23 protein-coding genes and 1 other RNA gene are annotated in these 25031 nt (G+C 60.3%); 7 read left to right on the top strand and 17 right to left on the bottom strand.

All coding sequences use genetic code 11. The features are described 5' to 3' along the window. Positions 1 to 296: 296 nt before the first annotated feature. Positions 297 to 641: a histidine triad nucleotide-binding protein gene (locus ACWUI2_RS09515; protein ID WP_486982622.1), complete on the top strand. Its 345-nt coding sequence runs from the start codon at positions 297 to 299 to the stop codon at positions 639 to 641. Beyond that, the gene (locus ACWUI2_RS09510) at positions 595 to 1764 is read left to right on the top strand and encodes an ATP-binding protein (protein WP_486982621.1); all 1170 of its coding nucleotides are present in this window, start codon (positions 595 to 597) and stop codon (positions 1762 to 1764) included. The genes ACWUI2_RS09515 and ACWUI2_RS09510 overlap by 47 nt, the downstream gene beginning before the upstream one ends. 34 nt (positions 1765 to 1798) lie before the next feature. On the opposite strand, the gene dprA is transcribed toward ACWUI2_RS09510, so the two are convergent. Then, positions 1799 to 2923, bottom strand: coding sequence for a DNA-processing protein DprA (gene dprA / locus ACWUI2_RS09505; RefSeq protein ID WP_486982620.1), 1125 nt, complete (start codon positions 2921 to 2923; stop codon positions 1799 to 1801). A gap of 243 nt (positions 2924 to 3166) precedes the next feature. Here dprA and ACWUI2_RS09500 point away from each other — a divergent pair, with 243 nt between their 5' ends. After that, positions 3167 to 4984 carry an ATP-binding cassette domain-containing protein gene (locus ACWUI2_RS09500; protein WP_486982619.1) on the top strand — a complete coding sequence of 606 codons (1818 nt, stop codon included), beginning with the start codon at positions 3167 to 3169 and terminating at the stop codon, positions 4982 to 4984. 235 nt (positions 4985 to 5219) lie between these two features. Here the strand turns inward: ACWUI2_RS09500 and ACWUI2_RS09495 are convergent, their stop codons facing one another. The 12 genes from ACWUI2_RS09495 to ACWUI2_RS09440 all read right to left on the bottom strand — a co-directional run bounded on the left by ACWUI2_RS09495 (position 5220) and on the right by ACWUI2_RS09440 (position 14665). Then, positions 5220 to 7376 carry a RecQ family ATP-dependent DNA helicase gene (locus tag ACWUI2_RS09495; RefSeq protein WP_486982618.1) on the bottom strand — a complete coding sequence of 719 codons (2157 nt, stop codon included), beginning with the start codon at positions 7374 to 7376 and terminating at the stop codon, positions 5220 to 5222. A gap of 112 nt (positions 7377 to 7488) precedes the next feature. Further along, positions 7489 to 8094, bottom strand: a complete 606-nt coding sequence (locus ACWUI2_RS09490) for a nucleotidyl transferase AbiEii/AbiGii toxin family protein (protein ID WP_486982617.1) — start codon at positions 8092 to 8094, stop codon at positions 7489 to 7491. Between the two features lie 2 nt (positions 8095 to 8096). Then, entirely contained in the window at positions 8097 to 8393 is a 297-nt protein-coding gene (locus ACWUI2_RS09485; protein ID WP_486982616.1) for a DUF6922 domain-containing protein, read from the bottom strand. A gap of 52 nt (positions 8394 to 8445) precedes the next feature. Further along, positions 8446 to 10257: a DUF2062 domain-containing protein gene (locus ACWUI2_RS09480; RefSeq protein ID WP_486982615.1), complete on the bottom strand. Its 1812-nt coding sequence runs from the start codon at positions 10255 to 10257 to the stop codon at positions 8446 to 8448. Between the two features lie 184 nt (positions 10258 to 10441). Continuing rightward, positions 10442 to 10966, bottom strand: coding sequence for a thioredoxin family protein (locus tag ACWUI2_RS09475; protein WP_486982614.1), 525 nt, complete (start codon positions 10964 to 10966; stop codon positions 10442 to 10444). Between the two features lie 62 nt (positions 10967 to 11028). Continuing rightward, entirely contained in the window at positions 11029 to 11808 is a 780-nt protein-coding gene (locus ACWUI2_RS09470; RefSeq protein ID WP_486982613.1) for a pseudouridine synthase, read from the bottom strand. A gap of 99 nt (positions 11809 to 11907) precedes the next feature. After that, positions 11908 to 12162 carry a 30S ribosomal protein S20 gene (gene rpsT, locus ACWUI2_RS09465; RefSeq protein WP_486982612.1) on the bottom strand — a complete coding sequence of 85 codons (255 nt, stop codon included), beginning with the start codon at positions 12160 to 12162 and terminating at the stop codon, positions 11908 to 11910. A 65-nt stretch (positions 12163 to 12227) separates the two neighbouring features. After that, positions 12228 to 12643: RNase P RNA component class A (gene rnpB / locus ACWUI2_RS09460), an RNA gene on the bottom strand. Continuing rightward, entirely contained in the window at positions 12644 to 13354 is a 711-nt protein-coding gene (locus tag ACWUI2_RS09455; RefSeq protein WP_486982611.1) for a zinc ribbon domain-containing protein, read from the bottom strand. A 128-nt stretch (positions 13355 to 13482) separates the two neighbouring features. Next, on the bottom strand, positions 13483 to 13887 hold the full coding sequence (locus ACWUI2_RS09450; protein WP_486982610.1) for a type II toxin-antitoxin system VapC family toxin: 405 nt from the start codon (positions 13885 to 13887) through the stop codon (positions 13483 to 13485). After that, on the bottom strand, positions 13878 to 14108 hold the full coding sequence (locus ACWUI2_RS09445; RefSeq protein WP_486982609.1) for an antitoxin VapB family protein: 231 nt from the start codon (positions 14106 to 14108) through the stop codon (positions 13878 to 13880). The genes ACWUI2_RS09450 and ACWUI2_RS09445 overlap by 10 nt, the downstream gene beginning before the upstream one ends. A gap of 110 nt (positions 14109 to 14218) precedes the next feature. Next, on the bottom strand, positions 14219 to 14665 hold the full coding sequence (locus ACWUI2_RS09440) for an RrF2 family transcriptional regulator (RefSeq protein ID WP_486982608.1): 447 nt from the start codon (positions 14663 to 14665) through the stop codon (positions 14219 to 14221). 96 nt (positions 14666 to 14761) lie between these two features. Here ACWUI2_RS09440 and gyrB point away from each other — a divergent pair, with 96 nt between their 5' ends. From gyrB to gyrA, 3 genes are read left to right on the top strand one after another with little or no spacing between them, the layout of a single operon-like run. Further along, entirely contained in the window at positions 14762 to 17293 is a 2532-nt protein-coding gene (gyrB, locus tag ACWUI2_RS09435; RefSeq protein WP_486982607.1) for a DNA topoisomerase (ATP-hydrolyzing) subunit B, read from the top strand. Positions 17294 to 17333: 40 nt separating this feature from the next. Continuing rightward, entirely contained in the window at positions 17334 to 17810 is a 477-nt protein-coding gene (locus tag ACWUI2_RS09430; protein ID WP_486982606.1) for a four helix bundle protein, read from the top strand. 54 nt (positions 17811 to 17864) lie between these two features. Next, complete coding sequence (gyrA, locus tag ACWUI2_RS09425; RefSeq protein WP_486982605.1) at positions 17865 to 20288, top strand: DNA gyrase subunit A; 2424 nt, start codon at positions 17865 to 17867, stop codon at positions 20286 to 20288. 67 nt (positions 20289 to 20355) lie between these two features. Here the strand turns inward: gyrA and ACWUI2_RS09420 are convergent, their stop codons facing one another. Continuing rightward, positions 20356 to 20730 carry an SPW repeat protein gene (locus ACWUI2_RS09420; RefSeq protein ID WP_486982604.1) on the bottom strand — a complete coding sequence of 125 codons (375 nt, stop codon included), beginning with the start codon at positions 20728 to 20730 and terminating at the stop codon, positions 20356 to 20358. A gap of 160 nt (positions 20731 to 20890) precedes the next feature. Between ACWUI2_RS09420 and ACWUI2_RS09415 the strand changes: the two genes are divergently transcribed. Further along, positions 20891 to 21391 (top strand): response regulator, encoded by a 501-nt coding sequence (locus ACWUI2_RS09415; RefSeq protein ID WP_486982603.1) that lies wholly within the window; start codon positions 20891 to 20893, stop codon positions 21389 to 21391. Here ACWUI2_RS09415 and ACWUI2_RS09410 read toward each other — a convergent pair. The 3 genes from ACWUI2_RS09410 to ACWUI2_RS09400 form a co-directional block, all read right to left on the bottom strand. Next, the gene (locus tag ACWUI2_RS09410) at positions 21330 to 22307 is read right to left on the bottom strand and encodes a deoxyhypusine synthase family protein (RefSeq protein WP_486982602.1); all 978 of its coding nucleotides are present in this window, start codon (positions 22305 to 22307) and stop codon (positions 21330 to 21332) included. The two genes, ACWUI2_RS09415 and ACWUI2_RS09410, sit on opposite strands and share 62 nt — an antisense overlap. Before the next feature lie 106 nt (positions 22308 to 22413). Continuing rightward, positions 22414 to 23286, bottom strand: coding sequence for a hypothetical protein (locus ACWUI2_RS09405; protein ID WP_486982601.1), 873 nt, complete (start codon positions 23284 to 23286; stop codon positions 22414 to 22416). Between the two features lie 312 nt (positions 23287 to 23598). Beyond that, entirely contained in the window at positions 23599 to 24714 is a 1116-nt protein-coding gene (locus tag ACWUI2_RS09400; protein WP_486982600.1) for a LacI family DNA-binding transcriptional regulator, read from the bottom strand. Positions 24715 to 25031: the final 317 nt, after the last annotated feature.

Below are 25031 nucleotides of genomic sequence, written 5' to 3'. Positions count from 1 at the left end.
ACGAATACTTCTCCCCAACACCGACACCCGACACCTGACATCCGGGCTTTGGCTGGCGCCATGTAATCAGAAGTGGTGGAATCACCGTCGTGTCATTGCGAGGAGGCTCTGCGACAAAGCAATCCACGAAACAGCGACCCGCGCCCCCTTTCCCGGAAGGTGGATTGCCGGGGCAGTCGTTCCTCCTTCCTCGCAATGACAGACGGTTGTCTGTTTTTCCCAATCGCGCCCACCCCTGAAACCTGCGAAGATTAGTGATTTAATTTCTTCCGGTCTTCCGCTATGATCCCGGACTTGTGAGCGAGAAGACTATTTTCACCAAGATCATCGACCGTGAGATCCCCGCCGACATCGTCCTCGAAGACGATCGGTGCATCGTTATCCGTGACATCGAGCCGCAGGCTCCGGTCCACCTTCTGGTCATTCCGAAAAAACCGGTTCCCCGCGTCGCGGCGGCGGAGGCCCAGGACGAAGCTTTGCTCGGACACCTCCTTCTAATCGCCGCCGAAGCCGCCCGCAAAACCGGCATCGGCGATGGATTCCGGGTCGCGATCAACAGCGGGAAACGGGCCGGTGAAACCGTTCCCCATCTCCATGTTCACGTGCTGGGTGGCCGCGACCTTCGCTGGCCTCCAGGTTGAGACATCGCCCCTCCCGGTCATGGAGCTCACCGAGCACCCTTTCTTCCAGTCTTTCCCCCCGGAAATCCGCCGAACCCTCATCGCGGCCGCCACGGTCGACCCGTATTCGGAACCGGCATACTTGTTCCACGAAGACGATCCCTCCGACTCCCTTTTCCTGATCCTCGAGGGCGAGATCACTCTACTGAAAGCGGATACGGGCAACCGGCCTGTCGCGGTCGCCACCCTTGGCGTCGGAGAGTATTTCGGCGAACTCGGAGTCCTCGATGGGAGTCCCCGCAGCACCGGGGCCCAAGTCACACCCCCAACCACCCTCGCCCGCATCCGCGGAACCGTCTTGAACGAGGCCCTCGCCGGCGCTCCTCCCGAAACGTTCCGAACGATTTTTGCCCGGATCAGCCAAAACCTCCGGGCCACCAACGACCTCCTGCTCGCCGCCACAATCCGCCAGGAGAAGATGGCGCTCGTCGGGGAAATGGCCAGCGGCATCATTCACGACTTCCGCACCCCGTTCACCGTCATCGCCCTCGCCCGGGAGATGATCGAACGCCGGCACGACGACCCGGAGACCGGCCGCTATTGCAAAATGATCGACCAACAAATCGATCAGATGACCGCCATGATGAACGAACTCCTCGAATTCGCCCGCGGTCCGGCCCAAATCGAACGAAAACCGGTCCGACTCGCCGATCTGTTTACTCAATTCGAAGCCCAAAACCGCCTCGCGCTCGGCGACAAACCGATCGATTTCGTGGTAAAGCCCCCCGGGGCCGAGACGATCATCCAATGCGACGCCGGAAAACTCCTGCGCGTCCTGCAAAACCTTTTTAACAACGCCGCCGACGCCCTCGGGAATTCCCCTGGCCAAATCACTCTCTCCGTCTCCAGCGACGACAAAGCCACGGTGATCTCCCTGGCCGACACCGGTCCCGGCATCCCCGAACCGATCCGAGCGACGTTGTTCGAACCATTCGTCACCCGGAACAAAGCGAACGGCACCGGTCTCGGCCTGGCCATCGTCCGCTCCGTTATCGAAGCCCACGACGGCGAAATCACCTTCGAAACCGCCGACGGCCGGGGAACCACTTTTTGGATCCGCCTTCCAGCCTACTCCGACGGCTGACAGGGACCCTCGGTTTGGCGCGGATGAGCGCGGATCAGATCATCCCCTCGAACCGGCCATCGACCTTCTTCACCACCAACCGCTTCAGCTCCATCATCATCAACAGAGCCGAAAGTTCATGGGAAGGGCGTTCCGTCTTCGCCGCCAACTGATCAAGACTCATCGCTTCCCCGTTTTGCAGCCAACGGAGGATCCCCGCCTCTTCCTCCGGCAACTCCGCCATCCTCGATGTCTGCTCCCCGTCGGCGACAGGAACCGCCATCGGCCGCATCCCCTGCAGGTAGTTCAACTCCTCCAAAATATCGTCGACGCCGCGGCACAGGATGGCACCGTCGCGCAACAGCTGGTGGCACCCGGCACTGGTGCTCTGATCGATCCGGCCCGGAACCGCGAACAACAGCCGACCCTGCTCCCCGGCGAAACGGGCGGTGATCATGCTCCCGCCACTGGCGTCCGACTCCACTACGATCACAGCGTCGGAAAGTCCGGAGACCACCCGGTTGCGCATCGGGAAACTCTGCCGATCGGCTCGGCGACCGAACGGGAACTCCGAATAAATCGCCCCCTCCGCCGCCACCCGCCGGTAAAGATCGAGGTTCTCCGGGGGGTAAATGATATCGAGCCCGCACCCGAGCACCGCGACCGTCCGTCCGCCCGCCTCCAACGCCCCCTGGTGGGCGAAGGTGTCGATCCCCCGCGCCAGACCGCTGACGATGCAAAATCCGGCCCGGGCCAACTCCGAAGCCAACTTTTTCGCCACCGCCTGACCATACAACGTGGTCCGACGGCTCCCGACGATCGCCACCGCCGGCGGCACGGCATCGTAGTCCCCTTTTCGATACAAACCGATCGGCGGATCATGAATTTCCCTCAACAACGCCGGATAATCCGGATCGTGACAAGTGACGAACGTCACCCCCGCCTTGGCCAAGAGCCCCTCCTCCTTCTCCAGATTCCAATGCCGGGGCCATTCCTGCAAGGTGGCGACGATCACCCGTCCCACCCCTTTCACCTTCTCCAAACTCGCCGCCGGAGCGCCCAAAACCGCCACCGGATCATTCCCGAACGTCTCGAGCAACCGGTTCAACGTAACCGGACCGATGTGGGGCAACCCGTTCAACACCATAAACGCCTGCCGTGGGGTAAGATCTGTAACCATATCCCTCACTGTTGAAAAACTCCCCTCGGAAAGCAATGCTTTCCTCACGCCGAACGTTGGAGTCCCGCATCCAGACGGTCTTCTGCACGGTGAAAAACCGGCTGAAGCCGGAACTCCAACATCCACTGATGAATCGCCTTGGTTGGAGTCCCGCATTCATGCGGTCTGCGCCCGGTGCAACAGCCGCCGTTAAATTTTCATTTCCTCATTCGCAATTCGCTTTCGATCTTTCAATGTAGGGCGATGGCATTGTTGAGTCTCCTGGATGTGAGTATCGGTTTCGGCGGTCCCCAGCTGTTGGACGGCGTGAACCTGCAGATCGAACGCGGCGAGCGGGTCTGTCTGGTCGGGCGTAACGGAGCCGGCAAGTCGACCCTTATGAAAGTGATCGCCGGCGATCTGAAGCCGGACACCGGGCAATGCTTCCTCCAAAGCGGCGAACGGATCGCCCGCCTCCAACAGGAAGTGCCCGACCAACTCGCCGGGACCGTCCGCGAAGTGGTCGACGCCGGGGGAGACCCCCACGACTGGGAGCGCGAGTTGCGGATCGATTCCTTGATCGAACAGGCCGAGCTCGACCCCGCCGCCGAGTTCAACACCCTTTCCGCCGGACTGAAACGCCGGGTGACGCTGGTCCAGGGATTGGTCGACGACCCGGCTTTGCTCCTGCTCGACGAACCGACCAACCACCTCGACATCGACTCGATCGCCTGGCTGGAAAAATTTTTGGTCGGATTCGACGGCGCCCTCTTGTTCGTCACCCACGACCGGATGTTCCTGCGCCGACTCGCCACCCGCATCCTCGAACTCGACCGGGGACGGATCACCGATTGGTCATGCGACTACGACACCTTCCTCGAACGAAAGGAGGCTCTCCTCGAAGCCGAAGCCAAACAACAGGCGGTCTTCGACAAAAAACTCGCCCAAGAGGAGGCGTGGCTGCGGCAAGGAATCAAAGCCCGCCGCACCCGCAACGAGGGCCGGGTCCGGGCGTTGAAAGCGATGCGCGAAGAGCGGCGCGCCCGACGGGAAGTCGTCGGCAAGGTCGAAGCCCAGACCCAGGCGGTCGCGGTTTCCGGCCAAAAAGTGGTCACGGTGGAAAACGTCTCCTTCCGCTTCGGCGATCAAACCATCGTCGACGATTTCTCCACCGTCATCACCCGGGGCGACAAGATCGGGATCGTCGGTCCGAACGGCGTCGGCAAAACCACCTTGTTGCAACTCCTCCTCGGGAAACGTCTCCCGCAGCAAGGGAGCGTCATCCTCGGTACCAATCTCCAAGTCGCCTACTTCGATCAGTTGCGCGAACAACTCGACGAAGAAAAGACGGTGCAAGACAACGTCGCCGACGGCAACGAGACCGTCACGATCAACGGCAAAAGCCGTCACGTCATCAGCTACCTCCAAGACTTCCTCTTTCTCCCCGACCGCGCCCGCAGTCCGGTGAAAACCCTTTCCGGCGGCGAACGCAACCGTCTCCTCCTCGCCCGTCTCTTCACTCGGCCCGCCAACCTCCTGGTCCTCGACGAACCGACCAACGACCTCGACGCCGAAACCCTTGAGCTCCTCGAAGAACTCCTGGTCGACTACTCCGGCACCCTGCTTCTGGTCAGCCACGACCGCGCGTTTTTGAACAACGTCGCCACCAGCCTACTGGTCCTCGAAGGGAACGGCGTGATCACCGAATCGATCGGCGGCTACGACGATTACCTCCGCCAAAAGGAACGGCAGGCGGCCGCCCGGCAAAGTCCGCCGCCCACCGACGCGACCGCCGCCAAGGAAGATTCGAAGACCGCCAAAGGCGCCCGCCCCGGACGCCCCCGCCGGTTTTCCAACCGCGAACGCCGGGAGCTGGAGGAACTCCCCGCCCGCATCGAAGAATTGGAGAAACGGCAGAAAGAACTGAGCGAAGCCCTCGCCGACCCCGCCCTTTACCAGGCCGGCGGCGACGCGGTGATCGAACAACAAACCGAACTCGACGCGGTCGAGAAACAACTCGAAGAAGCGATTGCCCGCTGGGAAGAACTCGAAACCCTCTGCGCCGAACTCGAAGGCGCTTGACGGGTTATTCTCCGCTTCGCTCCGAAGATGGGTCGCCACGCTCGGTAGTGTGCGTTTCCCCGACCAGTTTTTGCGCGAAGCGCTTTGGAGTGCGGTGCGTCCCCGCACCGCTTTCGAATGGCCGGCGATGACCGCGCGCTCGACAGTCATCCGACGGTCGGGGCTCTTCCGCGCGCATGAAAGCTCCGCGGGGACGCGGAGCACTCCAAAGAGGCTCCGCCTCAAAAGCCAAGTTTCACTCCATGTTGTTCGCCGTGCTCCCCCGGATCACCGCCAAAAACGGCGCTAGATACCGGCGAGCCTTGTACGGACCGATCCCGGGCAATTCCGTCGCCGTTTCGGCGTTTTCCGGTTTCGCGGTGGCCAACGCCCGCAGGGTGAGATTTGGAAAAATCGTGTAGGCCGGAACCCCGGCCGCCGTCGCCATTTCCTGACGTTTTTCCTTCAACGCCTCAAACAAGGGTTCGTCCTCCCGTTTCAACGGCCACGCCACCGGGCCATCCGCCGCCGACCGACCGCCGCCGCTTTTCTTCGAATCGCCTCCTGCCCGCCGTTTCGGCCAAACCATCCGGCACGGCCGCAACCCGCGCATCACCGCATCCCCTTTTTCCGTGAGAGTCAGCAACGGATAATCCCCGACCTCGACCTGGATCCAGCCTTCGTTTTCCATTTCCCGGAAAAGGTCGTTCAAATAGGCGCTTCCTTCCTCTTTCAATAACCCGTAAGTCGAGAGCTGGTCGAGATTCGCCTCTAAAATTTCCTTGGCCCGGCTACCGAGCAACATCTGGATGATCTTGCTCCGGCCGAACCGTCCGGCCCATTCCCCGTCGCGCTTCCACGACATCCGGGCGATCCCGCTCAGTGCCTTTTTGACGATCACCGCCTCCTCGGGAGTGGCTTCGCGCTTACGGACTCCCTCCCGGGTGGAGCAGCTGTCGCAATGCCCACACGACTCGCTCTCGGTCTCTCCGAAATATTGGAGCACCCACTCCTGACGGCAGGTCCGGGAATAGGCGAGGTCGATCATCGCCTTCAACTTGGCCCGATCACGCCGCTCCTTTTCCTCCAGGGCGGCGGTGTCGAGTTTCAGGTTCGCGGAACTGGTCTTCGGATTAACCAACCGGGTGCCGCGGACTCGCTTCCCGGGGATGTCGAAACGCTCCACGAACCCTTGGCGGGCGAGGATCGAGAGACAGGTCGAAACCGCCATCGAATTCGATTCCCCCATCTCCTCGGCCAAGTCGTTGACCGAAATCGCCACCTCTCCTTTCGCATCGGCCTGACGGCGGAGCGTTTCGTAGGTTTCCTCGATCAACTCGCGGCCCGGGTTGTTGCCGTCGATGAAAAACTCCTGGATCCGGGTGTCGGCAAAATTAAACAACAGCTCGCAAACCGCCGGACCGCCGTCGCGGCCCGCCCGCCCCGCTTCCTGGTAATACGCCTCGACGCTCCCGGGCACCTCGAAATGGACGACGAACCGGATATCGGCCCGGTCTATCCCCATCCCGAAGGCGTTGGTCGCGACCGCCACATTTTTCCGGCGGCTGAGGAATTCGTTCTGAGCACGCTCCCGGGTCTCGTCGTCCATCCCGCCGTGATAGGCGATCACGGACACCCCTTCCGCCCCGAGCGCCTCGCTGACTTCGTCGACCCGTTTCCGGCTCGCGCAATAGACGATGCCGGTCCCGTGCTGCCGGATCAGATCCTTCAACCGCTCGTATTTTTCGCTCTCGCCCCCGACATGGCGGACGCCGAGGAAGAGATTCGGCCGCGAAAAACCGGTGACGAACTGGGCCGGTTCGCGCAACTGGAGATGGGTCAGGATGTCCGACCGCACCTCCGGGGTCGCGGTCGCGGTGAAGGCCGCCACTTGCGGACGCCCCAATTTGCCGAGCGATTGCCCGACCCGCAGGTAATCCGGCCGGAAATCGTGGCCCCATTGCGACAAACAGTGGGCTTCGTCGACGGCCACGAAAGAGATTTTCGCCTCCGCCACCGCCCGGGTGAACGACTCGCTGCGAAACCGCTCCGGGGCGATGTAAACCAGTTTGTAATCGCCCCGGACCATTCCCTGAATCCGTTCCCGCTGTTCGGCGTAGCCGACGGTGCTGTTGATCATGGTGGCGGCGATCCCCCGTTGCACGAGGGCGTCGACCTGGTCTTTCATTAAGGCGATCAACGGCGACACCACCAGTGCCACCCCTTCCCGCACCAGCGCCGGTAGTTGGTAACAAAGCGATTTACCGCCGCCGGTGGGCATCACCACCAACGCGTCCCGGCCATCGATCAACGCTTGGACGACGTCCTTCTGCGCATGACGAAACTCCGGAAAACCGAAATAGTGTTCCAAAGCCTTCTCAGGTCCAAGATCGGGGGAGGTTGCCACAGACATGAAATTATGTATACCTCACCCCCGACCCGATTCGCCAGAAAATAATCACGCGAACCGCAGATGGCTCTGAGAAAGAGAACCGCAGATGGGCGCGGATATCCGCAGATGAAATTTACAGACGATTGCTCTCGATGATCTTGCGCTTGACCGTTTCCCAGGATTCCCCGCGCAGACCGCGGGGATCGGGCTCCAGCTCGGCGTCATCGAAAAAGGAGATCGATTTCTGCAAGGCCCAAAGGCTTCCGTTCGGATACTTCCGCTGCCAGAACGAAAACATTTCGTCGCGAGAAAAGCGATCGAGCAACTCGGCATAATCCCAAAAATCCTTCTTGCTCCCACGATTCGCGATCGCGTTCAATTTCATCGCCGCCAAATCCTCCAGCGCAAACATTCGGACGCCTTCGAAATTATCAAGCTCACCCAAGCGCGGATAACAATGGGCGATGAAATCCGTTTTGACGCCCGCGATTACTCCCCGGACCGTATTTCGGCTCACGTCCGCTTCCCGGAGATCATAGGTCTTCCTCAAATGTTCCCCCAACTCCGACGACTCGAACGGACGCTCCGTGAACAAATCCAAGTCCACCGATTCCCGATGGCCGAACCTGAGAGCCAAAGCCGTCCCGCCGACCAAGGCAAAGGATCGAAGGGCTCCATCCTCCATCAGGCGCCGGAGAAGATCCAACATCGATGCCGAAACCGTTTCGAGGTGGAGCATGCTCACTGATCCCAAGTCGCGCCGTCCCGACGCCAGGCCCGGAACGCTTCTCGCGGAAGATCGAATTGGCCGGCGAAAAACGCGACCGTTTTGCGGTCGAGCGCCGGAGCCTCCAGCAACGCCGTCTTGACCCTCTCCGGTCCGTAATGGCCCCACGCCGCGCGCACATCCTCCCGGGTCCCGCGGTCCATGATACGGCCGATCAGGAACCGGGAGTGTTTGTCCAGATCCACGGAACTCCGGTCCACATCCCAAAAAAGATGATCGGAAAGCCGTTCCAAAAAAAGCGAATCCGTCATACTTCCCACATTGGGACTTTTGCCGTCTTTGACAAGGGGAGAGATTCCGCTCTCACCGGCCGGGGATTCGGCCGTCGAGGAGGCCGCGGGTGCGGTCGCGGATCTGGTCGCCGACCCGTTCTTCGGCTTGTTCGCGGAGTTTGTCGGCTTCGCCGCGGACCCGGTTGGCGAGTTCCGCTTTGCCGGCCGCCATCAGGGCGTCGGCGAAATCCTGGTCGCTGAAATGGACCCGGGGATTTCTCAACGACCCGCTGAGGGCGAGCGGCACCATCAACTCCTCGATCGAGGTCTCGCCCGCCTGGGCCACGCTGAGCCGAGTGTTCCGGATGGTCACGTCGACGGGAAGATCGAGCGAGGCGAGGCTCCAGCTTCCTTTCGATTGAAGGTCGAGGGTTCCCCCTTGCATCGGCGACTTGCCGGAAAACTTCAGTCCGCCGGCCACCGAATCGACCGCCAGGCCGCGGTATACCATTTCCAAGGTGTTCGGTTGCTCCCGGTCCATCAGCGACGCGAACCGGGCGTCGAAGATCATGCGCTCTTCGCTCGAACGGACCGCCACCCGCGGGGCTTCGTCGACGAGCGAGGGATGGGTCGAAAGGTGCTCGGCGACCACGTCGAGGGTCTCGTCCGGCATCCCCTTGACCCGCATCCGTTCCGCCGTCGCCTGGGAGATCAACAAGGTCGGCGCCCCTTTCAGCAGATGGGAGGCGACCGCGTTCCGGTAGCCTTCCTCCCGCAAACGCCGCAATCGGGCGGCTTCGTCTTCGACCGCCGCCGGATCATCTCCCTCGGCGACTTCCGGACCGGAAACCCGTTCCAGCCACTCCGCCACTTGGGCGAGACGTTCCCGCCACTTCTGCGCTTCCTGCAAATAATCCTCCAAGGTCTTTGCATCGTCCGCCGACGGTTTCTCCTTCGACGGCCTTTCCTTCGGCAACGGCCGCGTCAACCGCCCCGGCAGCCGCCGGTCCTCGCCGGTGGAGGCGTCCACCACGCGGAGGCGCTCAATGTGCATCCGTTTACGCAACAGGTCGGCATGGCTGATGTCGGCTTCCAGCAATTCGGCCCGGAAAAGATCAGTCCGGAGGTTCTTCGGATCGCTGACCGCCAACCCCGTGAGGGTCATCCGCCCTTCCCGCAACCGGAGTTCAGCCCGTTCGAGATCAACGGTCGCCCCGTTGGCCCGTTCCAAATTACTTTGCACCACGTAACCGACGATCTGGTCGCTGGTGAAAAGGGCGGCCGTCACTGCGAGCGCAACCGCCAGCCCGGCGCAAACTACCCCGAGCGGTCGAATCAACCCGACCTTCCGCTCCGCCAGAATTTCCTGGTAGGTCTTTTTCCCGTGTCCGCCACCGATGAAAATGAAAACGAACGTTTTCACCCACCATTTCTGATTGAACCGTTTCCACGACTCGGAAGATTCGTCGAGCGAAGCCATTTTCCGGCGGAAAGCCCGCACCGCCCGGATCGTCGCGAAGCCGAAACCGATCCCGAAGATCACCCCGACGACCAAGCCGCCGGTGGTGACGTAATACTCGAAACCGAAGAGGGCCAAAACGGGGGCATTGACCATTGCCGCGAACAGCCCTTCGGTCGGACCCTCCAACAGAATCCGGCCGATCCCGAAGGTCACCGGCAACAAGGGGATCGAAAGCAGTCCGGCGATCAGGGCGGTCACCCCGATCAACGCCAGGTTGGCGTTGAGGAGAATCGCCGCGACGAACAAAAAGGCCAACATTCCGGGGGCCTGAAAGAATCCCGGCATGAAGCCGAGCAACGCGCCGATCACGGCGGCGGTCATCAGTTGGGCCGGGGTGGCGGTGCCCCGGAAAATTTTGCCGAGTTTACGTGTGGGAATCATGACGAGAGGGAAAACCGGTTTTCAACGTTTGCCGAACTTCTCCGACGGCCGAACCCGTCGGAAGTTCCCCCCACGCAAAGAAGTTTTCCACCGAAAGGCGAGCCCGAAGAACGAAATCGCCTGGTCACCGCCCGGCCGCTGCGTTCGGGCGGCGAGCCGCCCCGATCACCAGGGCTCCGGGGTCTTACCCTTCCACCCAGTTCAAGAAGGCGCGCAATCCGCCGGGCATGAATCCGACGGTCCGTCGTTTCTCGTCCCCTTCCGGTCCGATCAAAACGATGGTCGGAAAACCGCGGATGTCGTATTCCTGCTGGAGCCGGCGGTTCTGCTCGACGATTTCCCGGGGTTGTTCGATACCCCGCGGAAAATCCAACTCCAGCAATACGAGGTTCTCGTTGGCGTAACGCTTGAACACGGCGTCATCGAAAACTTCCGACTTCATCCGCATGCAGGGAGGGCACCAATCGGATCCCGTAAAGTTGACCAACACCGGTTGATCCCGCTCCGCCGCGAGTTCCATGGCCTTCCGGTAATCGGTCAGCCATTCGACTGCTTGAACCTCGCCGGAAAATCCGTTCTCAACTCCGGCGCCATTTACCGCTGCTTGGGAGGATGCCGAGGTGCCGGCTTCGGGAGGCCGCTCGCAACCGACCCAAAAGAGAATCGCCGCAGCTGAGGAAAGAATGACCAGTCGTTTTGAGAAAACCATGATAACAGATAATGTAGAAAAGTTCCGCGGGCTCGCAAGCCCGTTCCCGGCTTATCCCGCATTTATCGGGCCAACTTTTTTTGAAACATCCGCCACTCCCGGGAGTATGGGGCCTCGACCTCCACCGCTGACTCACCGTCGGGAAACCGCAGTGCGTGGAGATGCAGGAAAACGCCGGTCGCCGGCAACAACGGAACCAGTTTCGGGGGAACCGGCGTCGCCGTCCGCCCCCGGGCGTTGCCGTATAGAGGATCGCCGAGCAGAGGGATTCCGGCCTCGGAGGCGTGCAAGCGGACTTGGTGGAATCGGTCGTATTCCGATTCCGATTCCCACAACTCGCAATGGCCGAACGTTTCCACCCGGCGGAACTTGGTGGCGGTCTTTTTCCCGGTCGAATGGGAGACGAGCGCGAGCGGTTTCTCCCGGTGGATCGCCAACGGCAACTCGCAGGCGAGTTCCGCCGCCTCCGGTTTCGCCGCGGTGAAAAACCGGTAGCGGAAGAGGAATTGCGACGACCCCATCGCGTTCTTCAATTCCGCGCGTCCGGCGGAATTTTTGGCCAGAAGCAGCACGCCCGAGGCGTCGCGGTCGAGCAGGTTGAGCGAAGCGCAGGCCTCGAGCCCGAGTCGTTCGAACTGGGCCACCCCCTCCCCGATCCGCTGGTTGATGACGGTCAGGATCGACTTCGGACCTCCCCCGAGGCGGGTATCCTGAAAGGCGGGCAGTCCGGCCGGTTTGGCCAACGCGATGGCGTTCGCCGAATCCCGGAGCAGCGGAATCCTCAGCGGGGTTTCCGCGAGAGTGCCGGGCGGAAAACTGATGTAATCATGATCCGTGCTCATCAATCCTTCGGCTCCGGGAAAGGCGTTTTCGGAAAATAGACAACCCCCGCGGCACTAGGTGCGGCACGGGGGCTGTCGGGATGGGAGGAGGAAATTGGTTTAGGCGGAAGCGAAAATGGATTTCGCGAACTTCGCCTTCTGGCGGTGGGCCACGTTGGCGTGAATCACCTTGGTCTTGGCCGCCTTGTCGAGGGCCGAAACGTAACGGACAGCCGCCGCTTTCTTTTCTTCAGCACCTTCGGCGGAATCCACGGTCCGGCGGAGAGTCCTGAGACGGCTTTTGATCGCACGGTTTTCTTGCGTGCGGCGCTCCGTCTTGCGCATGTTCTTAATCGCTGTCTTGGTATTGGCCATAATCGAAAGATAATGAAAAATGCTTCAATCCCCTCCCGAGTCAAGAGGGTTTTTCCGAAAAATTGTTAGTCCAAAAGCTCATAAGCCGGATTCTGTCTCCCTCCCCTCTCGGAGAAGGCGGCATCCATTTCTCTAGGCCGCTCGCGCGGCGCTCCCCGCCGAAGCGGGGTGCAACTCACCCGGAACGTCGATGGACGGGCCGTCCGCGTTCCCTATTTGGTCTTGCACCAGACTGGGTTTACCCTGCCCCCTCGGTCACCCTCGGGGCGGTGGGCTCTTACCCCACCTTTTCACCCTTACCCGTTTCAAAGCTCGAAGTTTGAAATTCGAATTTGTCACAGGCGGTATTTTCTCTGTGGCACTGGCCGTCGCCTCGCCTTGACGCGAGACGCCCTCGTTTTCACAAGGAGTCCTGCCCTGCGGTGTCCGGACTTTCCTCTACCTTCCACGAGGAAAGGCAGCGAACGCCACGGCTTTCAGACTAACGGGGCGAATATACGATCCGCCCGCAGCTGTCGCAAGTCGTAATTTTACCCCGTTCGCGGACTTGGGCATCGACTTCCCCCGAGACCCGGAGATGGCACCCTTGGCAGGTCCGGTCGTTCACCGGGACCACCACCGGAAACTTCACCATGCGGGCCGTCCGGTCATAGGCGGCGAGAAAGGAAGGGTTCTCCACTTGGCCCCGGGCTTCTTCGACCGACGCCCGCTGCGCTTCCAACTCCTTGCGGCAGTTCTCTTCGCGGGCTTTGTGCTTGGCGATCTTCTCCTCCAATTGCCCAATCACCGCCGCGAAATCCTTTTCGATCTCCGCCACTTTGGCTTTTTCCTCGTCCAATTCGAGCAACACCCCGATCCCCTGCTCTTCGAGGGCGCCGATTTTGGTCTTGGTGGTTTCGATCTCGTGGGTGAGGGCTTGGTATTCCTCGTTCTTTTTCACCTGGAGTTGCTGGTTCCGGTAACGGGTCACCTGCTCCTCGGCGGCGGCCATTTGGGAATCGAGGTCTTTGCGGCTCACCTCGAGTTGGCGGACCTTGGCTTTGGTCCCGTCGAGCTTCTCCTTCTCCGCCTCGATTTTCTTTTCCACCGCCCGGATTTCTCCGGGAATGGCGGCGAGTTGTTGTTCGATCTCCAACCGCCGGGCGTCGCGGTCCTGCAGGATGAGAAGTTTCTCGATATTCGGGTCGACCATGCTGCGGGATTTGTAGGGCCGCCGGACCCCGCCTTCAACGCAAATCTCCGGACCGCGGAAGATTTCAAAAAGATTCAGGACCGCAGATCACGCGGATTTCCGCAGATAAAGATGGAGATGGTTGGAGTTCATTCCCCAGCCGGGACGATCAGCGCCATTTTCTTGATCGAATCGAAGTGCCGCCGGTTCCTGGTGATCAAAGGACGATCGAACGCCAAGGCAACGGCGGCGATCCACAAATCATTTTGGCCGACTCCGCGATACACGGCCCCCTTTCCCTCCTGAAGCTCCGTGCAGAGCCGGGCATAACTCATCAAAACGGGAGCCGGGTCTAGTAACGGAATGCCGATTTGCAAAAAATCTTCCACGGTTCGCAAGTCATGCCCGGCACGGACGGCTCCATGCCAAAACTCCCCGAGCACGATCCATGGTATCCCGAAAACTTTTGATTCATTTTTCCGCGCGAGGTCCAGCGCCCACGGCTGCCGTCGCCACAAACCGACCAGGAACGTCGTATCGGCGATCAAATCCATGGATCCGATTTTTCACTCGACCGGGTTTCAATGGATTCCTCGAGAATAGAATCACGAACCGGATCGTCGGGAGCCCGCTTCTCCACAAACCGAACCATAGCCCCCAGAGTGCCGGCTTCCGGGACGACACGCTTCACCACTTTCGAAAACGAATCGCTCGGCGACCGTTTCCAGGATTTCAGCCTCCGATAAGCTTCATCATCCAGCGTGATGGTCTTCATGTTATCATTCATGCATACACGAATCCGAATGTCAAACGGCTTACCGCGGACCGACGGCAGATCTCAGGACTATTTCATCCTAGCCGATTTGCTGGAGAGACCGAGGTCGATCAGATGTAATACATCTCCTCCTCGCCGGCGGTCAGGCTTTGGAGGGTGATGCTTTGCAGGCGTTTGGTCAGCGCTTCCTGCGCGTCGCGCCAGGCACGGGCGACGGCGCGACCGGAGTCGCCGGCTTCGTCCAGGTTCATTTCCAATAGTTCCCCGTCGATCACTTTCGCGATACTATATAAGGTCACTTCCTCGGGCGAATGGGCCAGAGCATATCCGCCGAGTTTGCCGCGCCGACTGGTGATCAATCCGCCGTTGCGGAGCTCCGCGAGAATCTGCGCCAGGTAATTGGCCGGGATTTTTTCCCGGTTGGCCAGGGTCTCGATGTGGGAAAGTTCCTGACTCCCCCAGACTTTGGCGAGTTGCACCAGCACCCGGCAGGCGTATTCGACTTTAACCGAAAGCTTCACGTTTTCAGAACCTTGGCGGTTTATCTTTAGTTTCAAACTAAAAATGCTTAATAATCGGATTCCCCCTGAAAAAAAAGTTGTGAAATCCCCCATTTCAACGACAGTCTTTAGGATTAGAAAAAAGCCTTGGCTATGGACGAAAACGAGATCAATCCCGCAAACCCGGCCGAATCGACGCCGGAACCGACCAATTCCGATTACAGCGCCGCCAATATCCAGAAGCTGGAGGGACTCGAGGGCGTCCGCAAACGTCCCGACATGTATATCGGCGACACCGGCGAGCGCGGCCTCCACCATTGCGTTTACGAGGTGGTCGACAACTCCATCGACGAGGCTCTCGCGGGACATTGCAGCCGGATCACGGTGACGATCCACCTCGACGGTTCCTGCTCGATCGAGGACGATGGCCGCGGCATTCCGGTCGACATCCACCCGAAATACCAGATCCCGGCGCTCGAACTCGTGTTGACCAACCTCCACGCCGGCGGGAAATTCGGCAAGGGGGCCTACGTCGTCTCCGGCGGTCTCCACGGGGTCGGAGCCAAGTGCGTCAACGCCGTCTCCGAATGGTTCGAAGCGGAGGTCCGCCGCGAGGGGAAGATCCACCACATGCGGTTCGAACAAGGAAAAACCGTCTCCAAACTGGCCATAATTGGCGAGACCAAGAAGACCGGCACCCAGATCACGTTCAAGCCGGACGCCGAGATCTTCTCGACCCTCGATTTCAATTACGACGTCCTCGCCAAACGCCTCCGGGAACTCGCCTTCCTCAACGCCGGCATCGTCATTCTTCTCAAGGACGAACGCTCTGAAAAAGAGGAGACGTTCAACTTCAACGAGGGCATCTCCGAGTTCGTCCGCTACCTCAACCGCAACAAGGACATCCAGCACCCCGATCCGATCACCTTCAACGGCAAACACGTTCCCGATCCGGAACATCCCGAACTCGCCACGGTGGTCGACGTCTCGATGCAGTATAACGGCACCTACAACGAGCAGATCTACGCCTACGCCAACTCCATCTTCAACATCGAAGGTGGCACCCACCTCTCCGGCTTCCGCACCGCCCTCACCCGGGTGATCAACACCTACGCCAAAAGCAACGGACTTCTCAAGGACAAGGATCCGAGCATCTCCGGCGAAGACGCCCGCGAAGGTCTCACCGCCGTCATTTCGGTCAAAATCCCCGAGCCGCGCTTCGAGGGCCAGACCAAGACCAAACTCTCCAACGGCGAGGTCGACGGCATCGTCCAGAAGATTGTCGGCGAGGAACTGAAATATTACTTCGAAACCAACCCGCAAATCGCCAAGCGGGTCATCGACAAGAGCCTCAACGCCGCCCGCGCCCGCGAGGCCGCCCGCAAAGCCCGCGAAACCGTCCGCAAGAGCGCCATGAGCGGCGGCGGACTCCCGGGCAAACTGGCCGATTGCTCCTCCCGCGATCCGGCCCAGACCGAGCTTTACATCGTGGAGGGCGATTCCGCCGGCGGTTCCGCCAAACAGGGCCGCGACCGCCGCACCCAGGCGATCCTCCCGATTCGCGGAAAACTGATCAACGTCGAAAAGGCCCGGCTCGACAAGGTCCTCTCCAACGAGGAGATCCGGACCATCATCACCGCCTCCGGCACCGGGATCGGCGACCATGAAGGCGAAGGCTCGTTCGACGTCAGCAAGGCGCGTTACCACAAGATCATCATCATGACGGACGCCGACGTCGACGGCTCCCACATCCGCACTTTATTGCTGACGTTCATCTTCCGGCAAATGCGCGGCCTGATCGAAAACGGCTACGTTTACATCGCCCAGCCTCCCCTTTACAAAATCAAGCGCCGCCGCCGCGAGCAATACGTCGACAACGACGAGCAGCTCAACAAGATCCTTCTCGAACTCGGCAGCGAAGAGGCCCAGTTGACCCGCCTCGCCGACGGCCACCGTTTCACTCCGGAACAGGTCGAAAAGATCGTCGATTGTCTCCAGCAGCTCGAACGGCTCGGGGTCGGCATCCAACGCTACGGGGCCAGCCTCTCCGAGTATCTTTCCAACCACAAGCCGGACACTCTTCAACTGCCGAAGTACCTCGCCCGGATCCGGGTCGGCAACCGCGAGGAATTCCGCTTCATGCACACCGACGAGGACCTCTCGGCCTTCAACACCGAGTTCCAGCTCCAGGGCGACGTTTTCGACCTCCCGGAACAGCAGGTCTTCGAAAACGAGGAGGGAATCAAGGTCAACCAGCGGATCAGCATCCACGAGATTTTCGAATCGAGTCAAATGACCAAGGTCATGAAGGAACTCGCCTCGGCCGGACTCGATGTCGAAGGTTTCGCCGAATCCGAGGAACCGCGTTACACCCTCACCGAAAACGCCGGACAAAAAAGCGAAAGCGTGATTCCGATCAGCTCGATCATGGAAATTATCAACCAGATCCGCCAATCCGGCCGCAAGGGACTCAGCATCCAGCGCTACAAGGGTCTGGGGGAAATGAACCCGAAACAACTCTACGAGACCACGATGGACCCGGAAAAGCGGCGCCTGCTCAAGGTCGACATCACCGACGCCGCCCGCGCCGACGAATTGTTCACCATCCTGATGGGCGAAGAAGTGGCCCCTCGCCGCACCTTCATCGAAGACAACGCCCTCAACGTTTCCTACCTGGACGTGTAAGCCCGGGTTCGGGTGTCGGGTTTCAGAATTCAGTAGTTGAATGAATGTATCTAACCAGGAGATTCCGGTCACGAAAATGACCAAACCAATGGAGGAGCGATCCTTCCATCGGGTCGAGGATCTGCTTGTGTATCGACGACTCTGCGACCTCCATTTGGAAATCTGCGCCTTGAGCCACCGCTGGCCGCCATCCGAAAAATTCGAACTGGGCGCTCAAATCCGACGTTCGTCGAACAGCGCCCCCTCCCAACTGGCCGAAAAAAACGACGACCGGCATATCCGGAACAAGGTCGAAGGAGTAAACCGCGCCCGCGGCGAGACCGCCGAAACCATCCACCATCTTTATATTGCCTTACGCAAAAACTACATCGACGAGGAAACCTACAACGGATTTCGCGACCAATACCGGGAGTGCATCCGCATGTTGAACGGCTTGGAGCGTAAGCTGGAACAGAAACTTCCCGCCTCCGACCGCCGCTGGTCCACTTCCGGCACCCCCTCAAACTCCACCCCCTGACACCCGACACCCGACACCCGACACCTGACACCTGACACCTGACACCTTTTTGCCATGGACACGCCAAGCGACCGCCAGACCAATACCAACATCACCGACATCATGCAGACGGCCTACATCGATTATTCGATGTCGGTCATCATCAGTCGGGCTCTTCCGGACGTCCGCGACGGTTTCAAACCGGTCCACCGCCGGGTCCTTTACGCGATGTTCCGCGAGGGTCTGCTGCACAACCGGCCGTTCGACAAGTGCGCAGGGGTGGTCGGGGAAGTGTTGAAAAACTACCACCCCCACGGCGACAGTTCCGTTTACGACACCCTCGTCCGGATGGCCCAGAGCTGGGTGATGCGCTACCCGTTGATCGAGCCGCAGGGGAACTTCGGTTCCGTCGACGGCGATCCTCCCGCCGCCTACCGCTACACCGAGTGCCGTCTCCAGCCGATCGCCGAAGAACTCCTGCGCAACATCGACGAAGACACCGTCGACTTCGTCCCCAACTACAAGGAATCGACCACCGAGCCGTCCGTCCTCCCCGCCGCCCTGCCGAACCTGCTGATGAACGGTTCCACCGGGATCGCGGTCGGGATGACCACCAACATTCCCCCGCACAATCTCGACGAACTGATCGAAGTGATCTGCGCGATGATCGACAACCCGGCGATCACCATCGACGAGATCATGGGGATCATGCCCGGACCCGACTTCCCGACCGGAGGCAGCGCCTACGGCCGCGCCGGCATCGAGTCCTACATGAAGACCGGCCGCGGCATCGTCCGCGTCCGCGGCCGCGCCACCGTCGAGCCGATGGACAACGACCGGGAGATGATCATCATCACCGAGCTCCCCTACAACGTCAACCGCGCCACCCTCGTCACCAAGATCGCCGAGCTCGTCCGCGAAAAGGTCCTCGACGGGGTCAGCGACCTGCGTGACGAATCCGACGAAAACACCCGGGTGGTGATCGAGCTCAAACGGGGCGAAGTGGCCCGCGTCACCATCAACAAACTTTACAAGCACACCCAGCTCGAAAACTCCTTCGGCGTCATCCTGCTCGCCCTCGACCAGCGGCGCCCGAAGCAGATGAACATCAAGGAAATGCTCGAATGCTACGTCGAGCACCGCCGCGATGTCGTTTTCCGCCGGACCAAGTTCCAGCTTCGCAAGGCCGAGGACCGGGCCCACATCCTCGAGGGCTACAAGATCGCCCTCGACAACCTCGACGATTTCGTCCGGATCATCCGCGCCTCCGCCAACCGCGATGAGGCCCGCGACGCCTTGCGCGCCAAATACCCGTTGTCCGAGCGCCAGGCCAACGCCATCCTCGACCTCCGCCTCTACCAGCTCACCGGTCTCGAGCGCGAGAAGATCGAAGCCGAATACGCCGAATTGATGGCCCTGATCGCGGAACTCCGCTCGATCCTCGAAAACGAGGCGAAGCTCCTTCAGGTGATCAAGGACGAATTGCTCGCCCTCAAGGAAAAATACAGCAGCCCCCGCCGGACCGAACTCCTCGACGACGAAGGGCAGTTCCGGATGGAGGATGTCATTCCGAACGAGGGTTGCATCATCACCGTCTCCCACGAAGGCTTCATCAAACGGACCGAGATCACCGCCTACCGCTCCCAGAAACGGGGCGGCAAGGGCATCATCGGCTCCGGCTCCTACGAGTCCGACTTCATCGAGCACCTTTTCACCGCGAGCACCCACGACACGATCATGTTCTTCATGACCAACGGGCGCCTCTACGTGGAGAAGGTTTACGACATCCCGGAAGGGTCCCGCACCTCCAAGGGTCGCTCGCTGGCCAATGTCCTTTCGTTGCAAAAGGACGAAAAGATCGCCGCGATGCTCACCATCAAGGAATTTTCCGCCGACCACCACCTGGTCATGGTCACCCGCAACGGCGTCGCCAAGAAGACCAACCTCAACGCCTACGTCAACTACCGCAAAGGCGGCCTGATCGGCATCAACATCGACGAAGGCGACCGACTGGTGAACGTCCGCCTGACAAGCGGCAACGACGAGATCGTCATCATCACCCACAACGGGATGTCGATCCGTTTCCACGAAAACGATCTGCGCGACCAGGGCCGCGCCACCCGCGGGGTCCGGGGGATCCGGTTGAAAAAGGGAGATTTCGTCGAAACCTTCGAAGTGGTTTCCCAGGAAGCGACTCTCCTCATCGCCGGGGAAAACGGCTTGGCCAAGCGGACTCCATTCGACGAGTACCGCCTTCAATCCCGCGGCGGCAGCGGCATCATCGCCATCCGTTCCGCCAACGTCGCCGGGGCGCTCGCGGTGATGGAGGAAGACGAAGTGGTCTGCCTGACTTCGACCGGTCAAACCATCCGGTGCCCGGTCAAGGACATCCGAGTGATCGGCCGAACCACCCGCGGAGTGAAACTGGTCGACCTCGACGGCAAGGAACGCCTCATCGGCATCGCCCGCATCATCGAGGTCTCGGAAGAGGAAGCCTGATAAAGGAGGACGGACATTCCTGTCCGTCCCAAAACGGGCTGGAAAGCCCGTTCTCCTTTGCATTCCGCTACATTGTGACGCCGCCGCCTTCGGTGCGGCGGACGACCCAATGGCTCCAGAGGGCGAGGACCATGACCGCCACGCCTACGATTACATGATTCCAAAGCGCCGCCGCGATCCCGGCGAATCCAAACAAAAACGGACTCACCACCAACCAGAGGCCCAACACAAAGTTGACCCAGCTTAACCCGCCGTAACGGGGCGGCATCACCATTCGGAGCGTCGCGAACAACACGACCAAGCCCCCCACCGCGACGCTATTCCAGAGGGGCTGGTTCAACAATGACACACCGAGTCCGAACGGAGAGATGATCAACCACAACCCGACGATGATCTCCAATCCGTTGGCCGTTCGCAGCTGCTGTAGATTCGTTTGTCCCATTTCATCCTCCCGCTTGAATTCATACCAACGATCCCTTCAACCTAGCCCGGAGAAGGGATCCCGACAACCGCCCGCCCCACCCTTTTTTACATCTTTTTGCCCCCAACCACTCCCTGCCCCCTATGGAAAGGAGACGCCGTTGGGTGTAAAATCACCCAGCATGACAAATCCGTTCTCCTCATCCTCCCTCTCCCTTTTGGTCGTCGACGACGAACCTCCGATCCGGACCTTGATCGGTTGCTTTTTCCGCTCGAAAGGAATGCGGGTTTTCGAAGCCGCCGACGGCAGGGACGCACTCAATTTGGTCGACGAGAAACGGCTCCGTCCCGATTGCGTCATTACCGACTTGATGATGCCCCGCGTCGATGGCCTGCAACTGCTCAGCGAACTGCGCCGAAAACTCCCCGACCTTCCCGCCCTGGTGATTTCAGGTTTCTACAAAGACGAAGTGACGCTGGGCCAAGTGCTCAACCGGCGCACGCGATTTCTCCCCAAGCCGTTCGACTTGAAATCGCTGGGACAGTCGGTCGAAAGCCTGCTCGCCGACACACGGCGAGCTTCGCCGCCTCCGCTCGGGTCAAAATTCCCCTCCCCTTCGATCACCAACCGAGCACGCTCGCAAAAAGCAGAGGCGCCACAATCGAGGCGTCCGACTCGATGATATGTTTGGGGGTATCTCTGCCGAGTTTGCCCCAAGTGATCTTTTCGTTCGGCACCGCCCCCGAGTAGGAGCCATAGCTGGTAGTCGAATCGCTGATCTGACAAAAATACCCCCACAACGGCACATCCGTCCGCCGCAAATCCTGGTGGAGCATCGGCACCACGCAGATCGGAAAATCGCCCGCGATCCCTCCGCCGATTTGGAAAAACCCGATCGATGACTTCGGCGAGGTTTCCATGTACCAGTCGGCCAACGACCGCATGTATTCGATCCCGGTCTTCACGGTGTGGACGTTTTTCACATCCCCCGAAATACAATGGCCGGTGTACATATTGCCGAGCGTCGAATCCTCCCAACCCGGCACGAACATCGGCAAATTCTTCTCCATCGCCGCCCAAAGCCAACTGTCCTTCCGGTCGATCTGAAACGACTTCTGCAACTCCTCGTTTCGCAGGACCTTGAACATGAACTCGTGCGGGAAATAGCGTTCCCCGGCCCGATCGGCCTTCTCCCACTCTTCCAGCACCGCCGTCTCAATCCGGCGCATCGCTTCCATTTCCGGAATGCAGGTGTCGGTCACCCGGTTCATGTGCCGCTCCAGCAGGGCCTCCTCGTCCGCCGGAGTAAGATCCCGGTAATTCGGGACCCGCTCGTAGAAATCGTGGGCGACAAGATTAAAAACATCCTCCTCCAGATTGGCCCCGGTGCAGCTGATAGCCTGGACCTTCCCTTGGCGAATCATCTCCGCGAGGGAGAGTCCGAGCTCAGCCGTGCTCATCGCACCGGCCAACGTGACCAGCATTGAACCGCCTCCGTCGAGATGCCGCTTATACCCTTCGGCCGCATCGACCAAAGCAGCGGCATTGAAGTGCCGGAAATGATGTTTGATAAACTTGGAAATAGATCCGTCGGACATACCGGGATACCTTGGAAGAAAAACCGTCCGGAGCAATTCATTTTCATGATTTTACCCACGCACGGTCTCAGGCCGTCCATCGTCTATGCGTCTTCGCCCGCCTCGCCTACCATCGTTCCCGGCGTCCCCAACCGCGACTACCCTCCACCCGGGACAATCCGCGTAACATCCGTTCCAAAAACTCCGGATCCTCCTCCTCGAATGACGGATGTTTCCGGGCCTCCATCAGGGCGTACTCCATCACGAGCGCGAATTCATCGCGGAGTGCCTGGTGGGCTTCCCGCAAAAGACGGTGATCGTCCGTGTTGGGATCCGTTTCCCTCAGGGCGCGGAAACTGTCGCGGAAAGCGACCCCCAACTCCTCGAACTGCCGCTGAATTTCCCGCAATTCCGGCGATCCTTCCGCTGCCTCTTCCCAGATAACCCGGAACTGGTCGTATTGCTCCCGCCGCTCCTGCCAAACGATCCGACGGCGCTCCCAACTCCAGTCTTCCTCGAACTCGTCGTCCGCGATCACCCGGGCGGGCTCCAATCGAAGCGTTCTCTCCTGACCCGTCTCATGCCGCAAGGTCAATTCCTCGGTCTTCCGGTCAAAGCGAACCACTTCGATCCCGTAACGGCCCTCCTCTTCCGAAACTATAAAACTCCGGTTCTCGAATTCGTTCCGCAGACTGAACTGGGTGACGCCGCCAACCGTCAGGATCGACCGGAATTGCAACTGCTCCAAATAGTCGTTCGGACGCGGTCCGTTCGGTTGCCGCACCTCCAATCCCCGGCCCATGTCCTGCAAACGCTCCCGGCGCTCGGCTTCCGACCCGGCCCGCAATTGCTGCCATCTCTCCCGCCGTTCCTCCGGAGTCAGCCGTAATTCCCGGTCCCCGTCGCCGGACGGAGAGCCACTCTCCCCGAACAGGGCCGGCGCGCCAAAAAGCCACGCCGAGATCGAAAGGGTCGCCAAAACGGATAGAATTTTGCTCATAGCTGAAAAAGATCGAGGAATCACCTTCCGGTGTTTTCGATCGCCTTTCAAACGCATCACCAATTTCCCGATTTTGCAACCCGGAAGCGGGGCTAACGGTTCCTTTCGGGCTCGCTTGAAAGTGGTGGAAAAAACAGACAACCGTCTGTCATTGCGAGGAAGGAGGAACGACTGACGCGGCAATCCACCTTCCGGGAAAGCGCGCGCGGGTCGCTGTTTCGTGGATTGCTTCGTCGGCGGAGCCTCCTCGCAATGACACGACGGTGATCCCACCACTTCTGATTACACCCGTTCCTCCCGACAGGTCCCCGGTCAAGACTTCCGCGAGGGATGGGCCGGATCCGGCAAACTGGATCCTCGAACGACCAGTTCCGGGTAGAACACCAAACGGTTCTCCTCCCGCGGCACGCCTTCCAACGTGTCGATCAAAAGATCGGCGGCCGCGCGGCCCATGCGGCGTTGCGGTTGCCGGACGGAGGTCAAACTGGGAGTCAGAGCCTCCGCGGGCCAGACGTCGTCGTAACCGACCAGCGTCAGATCCCGCCCTGGCTTCAGGTCCTGCTCCAACAGTGCCCGCATCACCCCGATCGCGATGGAATCCCCAGTCGTCAGGATCGCTTCGGGAGCTCCGCCTTTTTGCAACTGCTCACGAACCAACTGGGACGCCGTCTCCACGAATCCAAGAGGTCCCTCCTGGGCGGCGACGATCGGCAGCAACAACGGATCGGGCACACCGGCTTCCAACAGACGGCCGGTCATTCCCGCCACCCGTTGCTCCATAATCGGCAACCCCTGGGGACCGACCACGATCCAGACCCGGGTCGCCCCCCGGCGACAAACATGGTCCGCGGCGAGCCATCCGCCCTGGTAATTGTCCCCAGTCACGCAGCCGATGGCCGGGTGATCGATTTCGCGTCCGACCAGGACGATTTTCGTGCCATCGTCGGCCAAAGACCGGATCATTTCGTCACTCAGCTTCCGGCGGGTGCTCCCGATCACCACCATCGCGTCGATCCCCTGTCCTCCGACCGCCTGCTTGATGAATGACAGTGGCGCGCTCTTGTTTTGAAACACCGAAATCAAAATCCGGTATCCTCGTTCTTCCGCCTGGCTTTCAAAACTCTCAGCGAGCGTCGCGCTCAGGGTGTCGTGCAGATAACCGAGACAAAGCAAAATCAGTTTCCGCCGAGGGCTCGCCAATTGGGAGGCGAAAAAGTTCGGCCGGTAATTCAACCGTTCGGCCGCTTCCAGGATACGCGCCCGGATTTCCGGCCGAAAGCGGGCTGCCCGCGGAATGTCGCGCAAGGTGGCGCTGACCGTCGATTTGTCGACACCGACCGCCCGCGCGATATCTTCCAAGGTAACTTTTCCGGTCGAATCCATCGTTCCTTCCATCGTCGCCTCCATCACCCCTGATGTCCAGCCCACAAGCACCCGAATCTCGATCGAGGAGAATCTACTCCCAGGCTGCGCGCGGGGAACAAACATGGGAATGAAACTCCCTCGCCACTGGGAGGGATGGCATCCTGCCGTCCGCCGTCGGCGTCGGGCTCAGAAGAAGGTCGGCTGGAAGCCAACCCTCCGATTTGGTTGCCCTTCAACCTGTATGAACAGTGAAGATTCAGAGAAAAGCGATTCCTCAGTTCCCGCGCCGACTTCAGATGTAGCGGAGCCAACCCGACTACGGCAATGCCCCCAAAGTGCTTCCCTCATCTGCGTCCATCTGCGCCCATCTGCGGTTTCCC

This window comes from Verruconatronum alginivorum, from assembly GCF_056590205.1.
This window is presented reverse-complemented; position numbering and strand designations above follow the sequence as displayed.